General features: G+C 38.2%; 13 protein-coding genes and 1 pseudogene. 9 read left to right on the top strand and 5 right to left on the bottom strand.

Translation table 11 applies throughout. The features are described 5' to 3' along the window. The first annotated feature begins 15 nt into the window (after positions 1-15). The 3 genes from AB7942_RS26440 (at position 16) to AB7942_RS26430 (ending at position 3,668) form a co-directional block, all read left to right on the top strand. Complete coding sequence (locus tag AB7942_RS26440; RefSeq protein ID WP_369449168.1) at positions 16-1,131, top strand: cysteine desulfurase family protein; 1,116 nt, start codon at positions 16-18, stop codon at positions 1,129-1,131. A 342-nt stretch (positions 1,132-1,473) separates the two neighbouring features. Further along, entirely contained in the window at positions 1,474-2,460 is a 987-nt protein-coding gene (locus tag AB7942_RS26435; protein ID WP_369449167.1) for an aldo/keto reductase, read from the top strand. 425 nt (positions 2,461-2,885) lie between these two features. Next, entirely contained in the window at positions 2,886-3,668 is a 783-nt protein-coding gene (locus AB7942_RS26430) for a putative protein N(5)-glutamine methyltransferase (RefSeq protein WP_369449190.1), read from the top strand. A 132-nt stretch (positions 3,669-3,800) separates the two neighbouring features. Here AB7942_RS26430 and AB7942_RS26425 read toward each other — a convergent pair whose 3' ends face one another. The 5 genes from AB7942_RS26425 to AB7942_RS26405 form a co-directional block, all read right to left on the bottom strand. Next, positions 3,801-4,346, bottom strand: coding sequence for a GNAT family N-acetyltransferase (locus AB7942_RS26425; protein ID WP_369449166.1), 546 nt, complete (start codon positions 4,344-4,346; stop codon positions 3,801-3,803). A 76-nt stretch (positions 4,347-4,422) separates the two neighbouring features. Beyond that, the gene (locus AB7942_RS26420) at positions 4,423-5,202 is read right to left on the bottom strand and encodes a Cof-type HAD-IIB family hydrolase (RefSeq protein WP_369449165.1); all 780 of its coding nucleotides are present in this window, start codon (positions 5,200-5,202) and stop codon (positions 4,423-4,425) included. Between the two features lie 401 nt (positions 5,203-5,603). Next, positions 5,604-6,284 carry a zinc metallopeptidase gene (locus AB7942_RS26415; RefSeq protein ID WP_369449164.1) on the bottom strand — a complete coding sequence of 227 codons (681 nt, stop codon included), beginning with the start codon at positions 6,282-6,284 and terminating at the stop codon, positions 5,604-5,606. 182 nt (positions 6,285-6,466) lie between these two features. Then, positions 6,467-6,748 carry a hypothetical protein gene (locus AB7942_RS26410; RefSeq protein ID WP_088088321.1) on the bottom strand — a complete coding sequence of 94 codons (282 nt, stop codon included), beginning with the start codon at positions 6,746-6,748 and terminating at the stop codon, positions 6,467-6,469. Positions 6,749-6,875: 127 nt separating this feature from the next. Next, complete coding sequence (locus AB7942_RS26405; protein ID WP_369449163.1) at positions 6,876-7,067, bottom strand: hypothetical protein; 192 nt, start codon at positions 7,065-7,067, stop codon at positions 6,876-6,878. A gap of 233 nt (positions 7,068-7,300) precedes the next feature. On the opposite strand from AB7942_RS26405, the gene AB7942_RS26400 reads away from it, so the two are divergent. The 6 genes and pseudogenes from AB7942_RS26400 (at position 7,301) to AB7942_RS26375 (ending at position 14,082) form a co-directional block, all read left to right on the top strand. Continuing rightward, on the top strand, positions 7,301-7,870 hold the full coding sequence (locus tag AB7942_RS26400) for a class I SAM-dependent methyltransferase (RefSeq protein ID WP_369449162.1): 570 nt from the start codon (positions 7,301-7,303) through the stop codon (positions 7,868-7,870). A 108-nt stretch (positions 7,871-7,978) separates the two neighbouring features. Continuing rightward, entirely contained in the window at positions 7,979-9,142 is a 1,164-nt protein-coding gene (locus AB7942_RS26395) for an iron-containing alcohol dehydrogenase (protein ID WP_369449161.1), read from the top strand. 4 nt (positions 9,143-9,146) lie between these two features. Then, positions 9,147-9,416, top strand: a pseudogene (locus AB7942_RS26390) (phosphogluconate dehydrogenase (NAD(+)-dependent, decarboxylating)); the annotation flags it as partial. A gap of 39 nt (positions 9,417-9,455) precedes the next feature. After that, complete coding sequence (fsa, locus tag AB7942_RS26385; RefSeq protein ID WP_369449160.1) at positions 9,456-10,118, top strand: fructose-6-phosphate aldolase; 663 nt, start codon at positions 9,456-9,458, stop codon at positions 10,116-10,118. A 398-nt stretch (positions 10,119-10,516) separates the two neighbouring features. Further along, the gene (locus AB7942_RS26380) at positions 10,517-11,740 is read left to right on the top strand and encodes an AraC family transcriptional regulator (RefSeq protein WP_369449159.1); all 1,224 of its coding nucleotides are present in this window, start codon (positions 10,517-10,519) and stop codon (positions 11,738-11,740) included. 218 nt (positions 11,741-11,958) lie between these two features. Next, entirely contained in the window at positions 11,959-14,082 is a 2,124-nt protein-coding gene (locus AB7942_RS26375; protein ID WP_369449158.1) for a glycoside hydrolase family 3 protein, read from the top strand. Positions 14,083-14,201 lie beyond the last annotated feature (119 nt).

Genomic DNA, 14,201 nt, shown 5'->3' with positions numbered 1-14,201 from the left:
GGAAGGAATCAATCGATGGAAAAAATTTATCTTGATTACAATGCCAGCACACCTATGGCTCCTGAAGTAGTAGAGGCCATGAAACCGTTGCTAGATAATTTTTATGGGAATCCATCCGCCTTACATTGGGCGGGGAGACCTGTAAAAGAATTATTACATAATGCCCGAAAACAAGTTGCTGAGTTAATTGGATGTTCCCCTAGAGAAATTATTTTCACAAGTGGCGGCAGCGAAGCCAATAACCTTGCATTAAAAGGTTTTTATTTTAAAAATCGGCATAAAGGCAACCATATCATTACTTCTAAAATTGAACATCCTGCGATCATGAATCCATGCAAATTCCTCGAACAAATAGGGGCAAAGGTCACATATGTAGACGTGGATCGGACTGGGAAAGTTACACTAGAAGAAATAGAAAAGGCGATTACCAAGGAAACGATCTTGATTTCGATTATGCATTCCAATAATGAAACAGGTACCTTACAACCAATCCAAGCGATCGGGGATATAGCTAAAGAGCATGGGATAGCTTTTCATACGGATGCTTCTCAATCGGTTGGAAAAGTCCCGGTCCATGTGGATGATTTGAAGGTAGATATGCTCACGATTGCTGGCCATAAACTCTATGCTTCGAAAGGAATTGGAACGCTCTTTATACGAGAGGGAATCCAACTGGAACCACTTATACACGGGGCGGGGCATGAGTTTGGACTGCGTGCCGGCACGGAAAATACTTTACTAGCAGTGGGATTAGGAATGGCTTGTGAAATTGCTAAACAAGAGGTAGGAACTCGTGGCATAAAAGATTTGACCGACTATTTTTGGCAGCAATTACAGGATGCGTTTGGAGACCAGGTAGTATTGAATGGACACCCTGAGGAACGTCTGCCCAATACTTTAAATGTAAGTTTTGTAAGAAAAATCGGTCAAGACTTGTTGTCAGCCATCCCATATTTAGCGGCTTCAACTGGATCAGCCTGTCATGCCGGCAGCATTGAATTATCACCGGTATTAAAAGAGATGGATGTTCCTGAAGAGGTGGGGATGGGTGCGATCCGCTTTAGCTTAGGCCGGTTTACGACGAAAGATGAGATTGATCAAGTGATGGAATCGTTAAAAGGAATATTGTAGTTTTTTCGGTCAGGGACTAACTATTCGCAGTTAGTCTTTTTTCTCTGGGATTAAAGGTTCCTATCTTTGCATAAGCTTTTAGAATCGCTCTATCTTACTGATGTCAGATAATTTATTGGGTTAGGGTAAGAAAGAGGTGCTTTATCTTTCCGAAGTTAGATAATTTATCGGGATAGAGTAAGAAAGAGCCGGTTTATCTTACCGAAGAAAGTTAGTTTATCGGGTATAGGTAAAATAGAGCCTCTTTTCGATATTCACTAGTATTTTTATCTCATTTACTCAATGTAATTGGCGTATTATAATGTTCTTAATACGGAACGACATGAAGGAAGGTGTGTTGGAATGCAAAAAAGAATATTAGGTAAAACTGGGCTGGAAGTATCGGCGCTTGGACTAGGTTGTATGGGGATGTCGGATTTTTACAGTGGGAGAGATGACGACGAGTCTATTAAAACAATCCATTGTGCCATTGAAATGGGGATTACGCTTCTCGACACAGCTGATATGTATGGAGTAGGTAAAAATGAAGAACTACTCGGACGGGCAATTAAAGGTCGTCGGAATCAAGTGGTTGTTGCCACTAAATTTGGAAATGTAAGATCTGAAGATGGAGCATTTCTGGGAATAAATGGCCGCCCTGAATATGTCAAAGAAGCCTGTGAAGCTAGCCTTCGCCGCTTAGGTGTGGATCATATCGATCTATACTACCAGCATCGAGTCGACCCAAACACACCAATTGAAGAAACAATCGGCGCAATGTCGGATTTAGTTAGGGAAGGGAAAGTGCGCTTTCTAGGTATGTCAGAAGCAGCCGCCCAAACTATTAGACGTGCTTTTACTATTCATCCGATTACCGCTATTCAGACCGAGTATTCCCTTTGGAGCCGTGACGTCGAAGATGATATTCTGCCCACTTGCCGGGAACTGGGAATCGGTTTTGTCCCTTACAGTCCATTAGGAAGAGGATTTCTAACAGGGCAGATTCAGAAGTTTGAAGACTTAGCAGCCGATGATTACCGCCGCTTTTCTCCTCGATTCCAAGGAGAAAACTTCCAGAAAAATTTGGAACTGGTCAATAAAATTAACGAAATAGCACGGGAAAAAGACAGCCAGCCTTCCCAACTTGCCCTTGCCTGGCTGCTAGCTCAAGGAAATGACATTGTTCCAATCCCAGGCACGAAGAGAGTCCAATACTTAGAGGAAAATGTTGGTGCACTTGATGTATCATTAACAGAAACTGACTTAGCACGTATAAACGAAGTTGCTCCTCGGGGTGTTGCAGCTGGAGAACGTTACCATGAAGCTGGCATGAAAGGTGTTAATTTGTAATAAGAAGGTAGATATTTGGGAGCAGCATAGGTGAAAAAAGAGGTGTAAATCCATAACAGGTTAAGTTAACTCTCGCAAAACATTAAAAATGTAATGTAAAATGACCATCAAATTGTAAGTTAATTTGATGGTCATTTTTTATTAATAGTTGTGAAAGTTTGTACTTAAGCTTTGGTTCGTTAGTTTAAGAAGGAACATTAACTTTCACAGAGAATATATGAATTAAAAGAGAGGAGAAAAATGTAAACCGAGGATTCTTAATCAATACGATGTAACACCTGATTGGGTTATCTACCATCTCGTTTAACACGAATCACATCATAGAGGACAGATTTTCCAGATGATTGCGAATTTAAAGAATAAATAAAAGCCAACTTATAAGGAAAGATTGGGTGGTATTAATAGTAAAGCAAATTAAATTTTATATGAATGACCAAACTGAAGAAATTATCATCCATAAGCTTCGGACTTCTGGTAGTGTTTTTGCAGAAGAAGAGGCACAGCTACTTATATCTGAAGCACCGACTTTGGATGACCTTATGAAAATGGTCGAAATGCGAACAGAGGGGATACCTCTTGAACACGTCATTGGGTACACAGAGTTCTGTGGTCTGAGGATAAAGATAGACTCTGAGGTCTTCGTGCCTCGCAAACGAACAGAGTTTCTTGTCCGTCAGGCAGAAACCCTAGCTTGTTTAGGGGATATCGTTGTTGATATGTGTTGCGGGTCAGGAGCTGTAGGTGCAGCTCTTGCAGCAACTTTAGGACGGGTAGCCTTGTACTCTGTTGACCTCGACCCCGCTGCAGTAAGCTGTGCTGGCGGTAACATAACAGCTTTTGGTGGCCACGTTTTTCAAGGGGACTTGTATACAGCCCTACCCCACTCCCTTCAAGGCCGTGTGAACATCGTAGTTGCTAATGCTCCTTACGTACCTACCGAGGCGATCAAGCTGCTTCCCCGGGAGGCTCGCCTGTATGAACCAAAACTGGCCCTTGACGGAGGGAAGGACGGACTTGACCTACAGCGTATGGTAGCGAAAGAGGCACCTCTCTGGTTAGCTCCGGGAGGGCACCTTTTGTTAGAAACGAGCGAACAGCAAGCATACCAAACCCTTGAAATTTTTTCTAGTATGGGGCTTATCCCTAAAGTAGCCAGAAATGATGAATTGGACGCCACGGTGATCATCGGTACTAAACCTAGCCTCTAAAGCAAATAGACAACTAGACCTAACCTAATATGATCATTGCTTGGTAGGATACACAATGAAAAATCCTCACGCTCTAAATGATAAATCACTACATAATAAAAGCTTGTAGAAAAAAGTCCAAATGGACAGATTCTACAAGCTTTTATTATTTTTTCTTCTTCGTAAAACGGTTATAAAACCATCCAAAATTTCATGACTAACAGAAAATCCTTTACGTTTATAGAATTCTAAGGCGTCAGCATTGCCATTTGAGACAAAGATAAAATAATCTTCGATATCATCAAAATGTTTCAACCATTCCATAGACATATTGAAAAGTTTAGAACCAACTCCTAATTGTCGGTACTCATCTTTAATATAAAATTGCGATAAACATCCAACATTATTTCTATAAACAGAAGAAAGGTCAAAAAAAGTGGCAAAGTCATTTGAATAAGCCTCTTTGGGAGAAATATTGGAATAGACATAACCGACGATTTTTTCATCATCTTTCACTACCACAATGTAATTGTGTAAGGCGCTTTTTATAGAAGGAATCATTCGTGTGTCAAAACTCATGCTGTCAAACAATTCCGGTGTTATGTATGCTTTTGATTTTTGATAGGCCATGAGTTCATTACATAAATCTCTACAATACTCCATTTTTTCATCAGGGATAATTTCATAAGTTAAATTCATTATTTCACTCCTTGTTCCCTACTAGCCATATGGATTTTTTTTAAGACCTACATTTGAAAAGAAAAGGGCGCGACGATTAAATTAAACCGAGGCGCTTTAATCCGTAGCGAACTCCGTCTTCTTCAGCGGAGAGTGTGACCATATCGGCTACTTGTTTCAATTCATCGCGGGCATTTCCCATGGCTACTCCCATTCCGACCAATGACAGCATTTCCATATCATTTAAACCATCTCCAAAGGCAACAGCTTCATCAGGTGCAATGCCGAACCTTTCCAACAATTTAGTCAAACCAACTGCTTTATTGGAATTGGACAAATTCACGTCACAGGTTCTTGCTCCTGAACTCCATCTTCTGAAATCTAATTCCGGAATCTTTGTTTGATAAGAAGCTTCTTCCTCCACGTCGCAATGAAGGAACATTTGATAAATATCCTGTTCGGTCCAAAATTGAGGCGGGGCAAGTTCGGGCTTCCACGGATCATGTTGGTACGCTTCCACGACGAATGGATGGCTTAGATCGGTAGTTTTAAAGCTCGTACCTCCCAAAAAAGTCAGTGGATGTTTATAATCATTGGACAAAAGATGTACTCTCTCTAAAACATGTTTTTCAATCGCATTCTTGTATATTTCTTTTCCTTCATGATAGGCATACGATCCATTAAAAAAGACCATCGAGTCGACCCCAGTTTCCGAAAGGATGGACTCTGAAAAATAGGGAGCTCTCCCCGTGGCTATAACCACGTTTATTTTTTTCTCTCGTAACCGCTGAATCGCATCCTTTGTGGCAGGACTTAGCGTTTTTCCATGCGGGACGATCGTTCCGTCAATATCTAGGATGACAACCTTGAAATTCATATAACACACTCCTACAATGCAATCTTGCTTTGTTACGCAGGTATACTGCACAGTATAACATATTGAATAAAAAACCTATAAAAGCAACGCTTATACATTTTAAAATGTAATAGGTAATATGATCAGATGGGTATATATAGATGAAAATTGTGTTGGTTAGAATTATTCAATTAAATATTACTGTAATAATATTATGTAAACTAACTTTTATTAGGCTTAGAAAAAAATCATTTATTGTTTTGGGGTGGTAGACCTAAAAAAAAGACTGACTAAAAATAGTCAATCAAAGGTGACGAAAGGTGCTTCCTTTCGTCTTAATATATAGTATGCAAGAGATAGGACAAGCGATACTATAAGCTTGATAAAATTTTCAAGGACTATCAACAACATCAATTATCTTATTAGTCCTCATCATTCCGCATTCCTGTAAACATTAGAACAAAACGAAGTAATTCAGCAACAGCTACTACAGTCGCAGCCACATATGTTAATGCCGCAGCATTTAGTACTTTCTTCGCCCGATACTCTTCTTCATTTCTAATCAAACCAGAACCAATCATTACATTCAGTGCTCTTGAACTAGCATTGAATTCCACCGGTAATGTAACAACCTGAAATAACACGGCCGCAGCCATTGCTATGATTCCTAATAATAAAAGGTTGGCTGAAGAAAGAAGTAACCCTATTAAAATTAAGATAAACGAAAAATTAGAGCCGATATTAGCCACAGGCACTAATGCATGTCTCACGCGTAACGGTACATATCGGTCCCTTTGCTGTAAACAGTGACCCACCTCGTGAATCGCAACGGAAATCGATGCAATCGAAGTACCATTGTAATTAGTGGAGGAAAGTCTAACACTTCTACTTTTTGGATCATAGTGATCGGATAAATGACCAGACACTTGTTCGACCGACACATCATACAAACCATTTTGATCCAAGATTCTTCTAGCCGCCTGGGCTCCAGTTAAACCCGAGGAAGCTCCTACTTTTAAAAATTTAGAATAGGTATTTCTCAAGTACATTTGCACTAATAGTGGAATGATCATAATTAGAACAAAATAAACAATAAAACCCATGAAAGATGCTCCTTCTTTAGATGTCTAATTTACATACATTATTATACTTTATAGTGGACTTTTTTAGTATTAATGTGCTTGTTTCATTAAGTCCTAAAGATGTCATGAGATATGGAGAAAGATAATAATTGAAGTGAAAGAAGACTAAAGTGCTTTTTTAAGGGAGAGATAAGCGATTTATACTATTTCCTTTGTTTATTCCTGAAAGCAATAATATTTGTTTTTAATGAAGCGTATGTTCCGATCGCTGCATATCCATAAAACCAACCCATAAATATTCCCCCAAGGGTGTTGTGCTTGTGACTAATAAAAATTGAGATTCCCAGCCCAAAAATAAGTGCAATCGTCGGTACAAACCATTTCGGTATTTTGAAAAAAACCTTAATTAGTTGAGTTAACAGTATAATGATTGGAATCGCAAATATTGCATCCCAAAAATTCGTTTTAATAGTGGGAAAATCCATCGGCAATCACACCTTTTTTTAGTTAATATGTGCAAATCGCATAGATTTATTAATCACTATTATAGGAAAAGTAATCAAAAAGCAGCGAAAAACCCCTAGCTTCAGCTATGGGGATACTCATAAATGTTTAGTTCATCGTAATATACCAAGCCAATCCTCCGATTGCACCTAAGATGACAATCACATAAATAGCCGTCAACCGTACTGTGTTTTGTTTTGTTGAACCTTTATAGTCCTCATCAGGTTTTCCTGTTAGCGCAAGTGTACCAATCAGGGCAGCTACTAAAACGATAATAATAAGAGTCATACCAAACTTCATATGTTTCATCCTCACTAAGATTAATAATCAAAAGAAACTGAATTATTTAATAATAAATAATTTTTTTGCCAAAATTTTAGACTTTTCATTAATGTTTCAATGGATGATTCTTATATTAAGGTTTATGATATAGAAAATAACCATCCAATTAACAAAAAATTTGACCATCCACTTTTGACTTATTGATCAATACTAACTCGAATTATTATCCAGTCACAGTTAAGGAGTTCCAAATGGATCCGAAAAATAAATGGAATAGCAAATATAAAGAACGTATAAATCAATTGGAAGCACCAATGCCGAATGAGAGATTAGCAATCCTGTCACCTTATTTTACCGGCGGGTCTGCGCTCGATCTTGCATGTGGGCTTGGTGGAAACAGTCTGTTTCTGGCACGATTAAATTTTCAAGTACAAGCGATTGATATATCAGATGTAGCTGTCAACTATCTCGCGGAAATAGCAGGAAAGCAAAAGTTTGCTATTTTTCCTTGTTTGTGCGATCTGACGGATATGACCCACCTTAATTTGAATAATAGTTCTTTTAGTTTGATTGTCATCACGTATTATCTTGATCGATCACTATTTCCGCTGGTTAAATCAATCGTTAAAGACAATGGATATTTCTTTATGGAAACCTTTTATAAGTCTCCAAAAAAAGAGAGTCAGGGAGTATCCGATCAATATAAACTGCAACCTGGAGAATTATTGGCTGAGTTTAGTGATTGGAAAGTTCTTTTTTATGAGGAAAATGAACATGAGGGACGACAGACGATTTTTTGTCAGAAACAAAAAAGTGTCTGAAACCATTAGAACAGTCACTAAGTGTGAGGAACTTTCCATAAGAATAGGAATGAAATCGATTGTTTTTAATCTCTTAAAAGTTTACTATATTGTGTGGGAGGGATTACCATGATAGATTTTGTTTTTCAAAATAGTACAAAGTTAATATTTGGTAAAGATCAGGAGCAATTGGTAGGTCAAGAGGCCGTTGTTTATGGGAAAAAACTTCTCTTGCATTATGGCGGAGGAAGTATCAAGACTAACGGACTATATGATAGGATTCTGCAGTCATTGCTTGAACAGGGCATAGAAATATTTGAATTGGGCGGTGTAAAGCCGAACCCTCGAGTCAGCCTTGTTAGAGAAGGAGTTGCCCTTTGTACGGAACATAACATTGACTTTATTCTTGCTGTAGGTGGAGGAAGTGTAATTGATTCGGCCAAAGCGATCGCTGCTGGGGCGAAATATGATGGGGATGTATGGGATTTCTTTGAAGGGAAATCTACAGTTCAAGACTGTCTGCCAATCGGAGTTGTGTTAACCATACCTGCAGCGGGAAGTGAATCTAGCTCGGGCACGGTCATTACGAACGAAGATGGATGGTATAAGCGATCGACAGGTCATTCGACCATGCGTCCTAAGTTTTCCATTCTAAATCCTGTTCTTACATACACCTTACCATCTTATCAAACAGCATGCGGGATCACAGATATGATGGCGCATATTTTGGAAAGATATTTCACCAATGAAAAGAATGTAGAGTTAACAGATCGATTGTGTGAAGGGGCATTACGTGCCATTATAAATAATGCACATACAGTCATCGAGGACCCAACCAATTACGATGCAAGAGCTGAGATTATGTGGTCAGGCACAATTGCACATAATGATTTGTTAGGGACAGGAAGAGTTGGTGATTGGGGAAGCCACGATATTGAACATGAGATCAGCGGCATTTATGATATTGCACATGGAGCAGGTTTGGCGATTGTATTCCCAGCCTGGATGAAGCATGTGTATAAACATGATGTAAATAGATTTGTTCAATTTGCTAATCGAGTCTGGGATGTGGAAATTGACTTAAACAATTTAGAAAAAACCGCTTTAGCAGGAATCAAGAAAATAGAACAATTCTTTAGCTCCATCGGTATGCCGGTAACATTGAAAGAAGCTGGTATTGGTGAAGAGCACTTGGAGGAAATGGCTAAAAAGGGAACAGAAAGAGGACCACTAGGCAATTTTGTGAAGTTACATGAAGCTGATGTTATACAGATTTTACATTTGGCTAAATAAGAAAAACCCCTCGATTATTCGTTCCTGACTGATGGAATTGACTGAAAATGCTTTTTCGAAATATCCAAATTAAGAAGAAATTAAAGGGATTATGCATTTCTCAGGTGAAGGAAAATAGATAGTAGAAGAAGATTTAGATCTAAAAACAGCAACACCAGTCATTGCAATGTCATTAATAATGCGCTATCGTTCTCTAGAGGATGATACCTTTACAGGTAAAGTTGTAGCAGCATTAAGAAATGAGTTTGGTGGACATGCTGTCGAAAGGATTTAAAAAAAGCATTTATTTTATTAAAATTGGAGGAAAAAGATTATGAAATTTTTTATCGATACTGCAAACCTAGAGGATATCAAAAAAGCCTATAAAATTGGTGTGTTATCAGGAGTAACAACCAACCCTTCTTTAGTGGCAAAAGAGGGAGTAAAATTCGAAGACCGTATTGCTGAAATCCTTAATGCTGTACCTGAGGTTGAGTCTGTATCTGCCGAGGTAACGCCTAATGCTTTAACTGCTGATCAAATGATTGAGGAAGCAAACGAACTTATTAAAATTAACGGTGGCGATAAAAATATCACCATTAAACTTCCAATGACGTTAGATGGATTAGAGGCTTGCCGTTATCTAACGAAAAAAGGTGTAAAAACCAACGTTACCTTGATTTTTAGTGTAAACCAAGCATTGCTCGCTGCAAGAGCAGGTGCAACTTATGTTTCACCATTCTTAGGCCGTTTGGATGATATTAACGAAGATGGTGTAGAATTAGTCGCAAAAATTGCTAAGATGTTCCAGATTCAAAACTTGGATTCACAAATCATTGCTGCATCTGTTCGTCATCCAGATCATGTTACACGTGTAGCAATGGCAGGTGCGCATATTGCAACGATTCCATTCAAGGTAATTGAGCAATTATCAAAACATCCATTAACAGACCAAGGGATTGAAAAATTTGCTGCGGACTGGAAAACGACTGTTTAAAAACAGATTATTAATACGTATTTCTAAATAGAGTTATTTAAGCACCTTTATCTTAGTTAAATGATAAAGGTGTTTTTTTTAATATTCAAGAGCATTCAGCAACAGCAAAAAACCTCTCCATAATAAAATTATGGAGAGGTTTTTTACTCAATAACCATTTATCTGCCCATGCCTCAAGAGTCTTAAGAGATCGTCCAAGTTTGATAATTTCGCATAATCTTCTATAATAAAACAAAAAGAAAATCCTCTGAAATCAAGATAGTTTCGTGGTTTCCGGAGAGATAGTTAGTCCAAGCAATGAATTTATAGTATTAAAATTTTGCTGGATTTTCAGTGGATTACATTCTTACTTTCTGATTTTATTACATAGTTTTAAAGGATTCTGAAGGGTGATATTAGTGGATGAACTGATAAGTAAATGTTGGCTAATTAAAAATGCTTTTAATATTGATGTACAAGCGGTCGATCCTCAATTTCAAACGATTCTGCACATATCTGATGATAGTGAACCCCTAATTTTTGCAGAAGCTCGAAAGAAAATCTATTTGGATCTTAAAAAAGCTTTAGAAAAGGCAAATAAAAACAGTTTTTGTATTCATACAGATTCATTCCAACTATCGTATATGGCGATGCCTATAAACGAGGAAGAACTGTTTCATGGAATGGTTTTGGTTGGGCCTTTCTTGAATGAGAGGGTCACTGACCATTTTATCTGGAATGCGATGAGGGAAAATCATCTTGAAAATAATTGGGTAAAACCATTGGAGAATTTTTATAAATCCTTACCCTATTTGGGACAATCATACATAGCAATTGGCGATTTGTTAGTGAATCTATTAGCGAATCCGCGAGTTGACTCCCATTTCAGTACGACAAAAAAGCATAGTGAGCAAAATCAACCGGATGTACAGCCGCAGGATTATGGCCAAGATGGTTTGGAAGTTAAGCTAAGGTATGAGGCAGAAAAGAAATTTTTACATTTTATCGAAACTGGGGATAAAGAAAATGCAATGAAAGCTTTGATTGAATTCACAGGTGATTTTTCCTATAGAGTTCCAGGGAATCCTTTGCGGGCGAAAAAAAATCTTAGCTTTTCAAGTAATACTATGAATAGATTGGCTGCTGCTAAGGGAGGGGTTGAACCTCAATATTTACATGCTATTTCGGAAAAATTCGCACTTAAGATTGAAGCAGCGGTAGCAATGTCCGATTTAGATGCGATAAATTTCAGTATGATTGAAGAATATTGTGATGCGGTTAAGAATTTTGCTGTTAATGGATATAGTTCAGTTGTAAGGAAAGCATTAATGTATATAAATATCCACTTCAAGGAAACTATAAATGTGCAATCTGTAGCAGCTGAAATTGGATTTAATCGAGCATATCTTGCGAAGAAATTTAAAAAAGAATTGAATATAAGTGTCATTGATTATATTCATAAAAAGCGGATCGAAGAGGCAATTTTTCTTATGGAACAGGGTCATTTATCTATTACAGATATTGGTATTCAAGTGGGTTTTAGCAGCTATAATTATTTTTGTAAAGTATTTAAAGAAATAAAAGGAATGACAGCTACAGTGTATAAAGGGAGCAAACCATTAGAAAAAAAGGAGCATAATTAAAATCATTGCCTCTTCTAACGATATCTTTTTAATTTCATAAATTGGATTCAAATTACTAAATCAATTTTTTTATAAAAAATATTTTAAAATAGTGTGCAATTTTATATAAAAGTTAACAATAATGGATGTGGAAACGAACTCAAATTGCTAACATGAATCTATCACTTGTCCCAACTATTCCCGAAAGATGGGGATGAGCAAGTTAAGGAGGCATTCAAATGGAAGTTAACCATAAACAACCGAATTTAGAAGTTAGAGTCAAGAACATTATTGAAGTTGATGGATTAAAATTTAAAGATCTGAATAACAGCGGGAAATTAGATCCCTATAAGGATTGGCGCTTGAGTCCGAAAGAACGTGCAGAGAACCTAGTCTCATTGATGAATACCGATGAAAAGGTCGGTATGATGCTTATTAATTCTCGTCAGATGGGTCTTTCTCAAAAAGATAAGAGTAAGACAAGCCATGATGGCGTGTTAGATGAAGGAATTGTTGAAAAGGGCGAAACTATTTTTGCTTTGGCAAAAGTATATGGTACCACGCATACGATTGAAAACATGCATTTGCGGCACTTTATTCTAAGAGACAATTGGAGCCCATCCGAAATGGCAGAATGGGTGAATACCATGAATGAAGTATGTGAGGGGTCACGTCTTGGTATTCCATGTTTAATCGCATCGAATTCAAGAAACGAAAATACTGAATTCATCTTTGGTATGAATGATGCAGCTGGGATTTTTTCCACTTGGCCTGGAACATTAGGACTTGCTGCAGCGGCAAAAGGAGATATGAAAAATGGCGGTGATGCCTCACTTATAAGTCAATTCGCCCAAATCGCACATGATGAGTGGGATGCTGTTGGATTAAGAAAAGGATATATGTATATGGCGGATACTGTTACGGACCCGAGATGGCAACGGATATATGGTACATTCGGTGAAGACCCAGAATTTATTTCTGATGCTATCGGCCGCGTCATTGACGGCTTTCAAGGGAAGACCCTCGGTAATCATAGTATTGCTATGACGACGAAGCATTTTCCTGGCGGTGGACCAAGGGAAAATGGATTTGATCCACATTATGAAGAGGGAAAATGGAACCTGTACCCAACTCCAGGAAGCCTAGAAAAGTACCACCTGCCTCCGTTTCGTGCAGCGGTAGAACATGGGACTTCATCCATGATGCCATATTATTCGATTCCTAGTATCAAGAAAAGTGTGGTTCAAGAATTCGAAGGAGAAGACATTCCTTTCGAAGAGGTTGGTTTTACATTTAATCATTATTTCTTAAATACGATCCTTAGAGAAAAACTAGGGTTCAAGGGTTATATAAATAGCGACAGCGGCGTCACAAGTAAAATGAGCTGGGGCGTTGAAACTTTAAGCGAGGCGGAACGTTTTGCTAAAGCGATTAACGCGGGGACAGATCTTATTTCTGACACTAATGATATTGAAAACCTAAAAAAAGCGATCGAAAAGGGATGGATCAGTGAGAAGCGGATTAATGAAGCCAATGTACGACTGCTTACAGAAATGTTTACTTTAGGACTATTTGATGACCGTACGTATGTTTCACCGGACCATGCTTCTGAAGCGGTGAAAAATCCAGCAAACTGGGAAGCTGCTTATGAAGCGCATAAAAAATCGGTAACTGTGCTTAAGAATCAGAAGCAGACATTACCTTTAACAGCTGAAAAGCTTGAGGGTAAGAAGGTTTATGTGGAAGTTTTCCATAAGGAGACAGAACGAGCAACTTCATATACTGAAAAAGCTAGACAGGAATGTCAAGAGCTTGGTCAATTTACTTTGACCGATAACTATGAAGAAGCTGATGTAGCGATATTGTTTTTAAGTCCAAAATCTGGAGCTTATTTCAATGCGACACCAGGACTATTGGAACTTGAAATATGCGAAGATAAAACGGTAGCTGCTTTGGATGGTACATCCTATCAAGAAACGACATTGAGTGGGATGAATCATTTAAAGGAAGTGGCCGACAGTATCCATATTCGTGGTGGAAAAGTAATCATGAGTGTTAATGTCATTCTGCCATGGATCCTTGGAAATGTTGAACCATTGGCAGATGCATTGATCGCTGGATATGATACCTACTTTAAGGCACAGTATGAGGTTATGGCGGGCAATAGCTCACCAGTAGGTGTGTTACCGTTGACATTGCCAGCGAGTGAAGCGGTCATTGCGGTTGATGAAAATGGTGAGTGTGTGTCGAGAAATGATGTACCGGGTTATGTCAAGGACGAATATATGCCTGAAGGACTTAACTATGCTTATAAAGATAGCGATGGGAATATCTATAAACTTGGTCATGGATTAACATATTAATATAGCAAAGAGTCATAATGAAAAAACTCGCCAATATTATCGTGAACTATAACCCGAATAATGGACACTTTATAAAAAGTCCCTTATTCGGGTTTTTCTGTGTCCATTTCACAAAAACC

The sequence above is a fragment of the Neobacillus sp. BF23-41 genome (assembly GCF_041106275.1).
The sequence above is the reverse complement of the archived record's forward strand: the minus strand, read 5'-3'. Positions and strand labels throughout refer to the sequence as shown.

Bases quoted from the DNA above. Each gene is read 5' to 3' on its own strand.
- fsa (WP_369449160.1), top strand. From the start codon at position 9,456: ATGAAATTTTTTATCGATACTGCAAACCTAGAGGATATCAAAAAAGCC.
- AB7942_RS26410 (WP_088088321.1), bottom strand. From the start codon at position 6,748: ATGGATTTTCCCACTATTAAAACGAATTTTTGGGATGCAATATTTGCG.
- AB7942_RS26395 (WP_369449161.1), top strand. From the start codon at position 7,979: ATGATAGATTTTGTTTTTCAAAATAGTACAAAGTTAATATTTGGTAAA.
- AB7942_RS26420 (WP_369449165.1), bottom strand. From the start codon at position 5,202: ATGAATTTCAAGGTTGTCATCCTAGATATTGACGGAACGATCGTCCCG.
- AB7942_RS26440 (WP_369449168.1), top strand. From the start codon at position 16: ATGGAAAAAATTTATCTTGATTACAATGCCAGCACACCTATGGCTCCT.
- AB7942_RS26400 (WP_369449162.1), top strand. From the start codon at position 7,301: ATGGATCCGAAAAATAAATGGAATAGCAAATATAAAGAACGTATAAAT.
- AB7942_RS26430 (WP_369449190.1), top strand. From the start codon at position 2,886: ATGAATGACCAAACTGAAGAAATTATCATCCATAAGCTTCGGACTTCT.
- AB7942_RS26375 (WP_369449158.1), top strand. From the start codon at position 11,959: ATGGAAGTTAACCATAAACAACCGAATTTAGAAGTTAGAGTCAAGAAC.
- AB7942_RS26415 (WP_369449164.1), bottom strand. From the start codon at position 6,284: ATGGGTTTTATTGTTTATTTTGTTCTAATTATGATCATTCCACTATTA.
- AB7942_RS26425 (WP_369449166.1), bottom strand. From the start codon at position 4,346: ATGAATTTAACTTATGAAATTATCCCTGATGAAAAAATGGAGTATTGT.
- AB7942_RS26405 (WP_369449163.1), bottom strand. From the start codon at position 7,067: ATGAAGTTTGGTATGACTCTTATTATTATCGTTTTAGTAGCTGCCCTG.
- AB7942_RS26435 (WP_369449167.1), top strand. From the start codon at position 1,474: ATGCAAAAAAGAATATTAGGTAAAACTGGGCTGGAAGTATCGGCGCTT.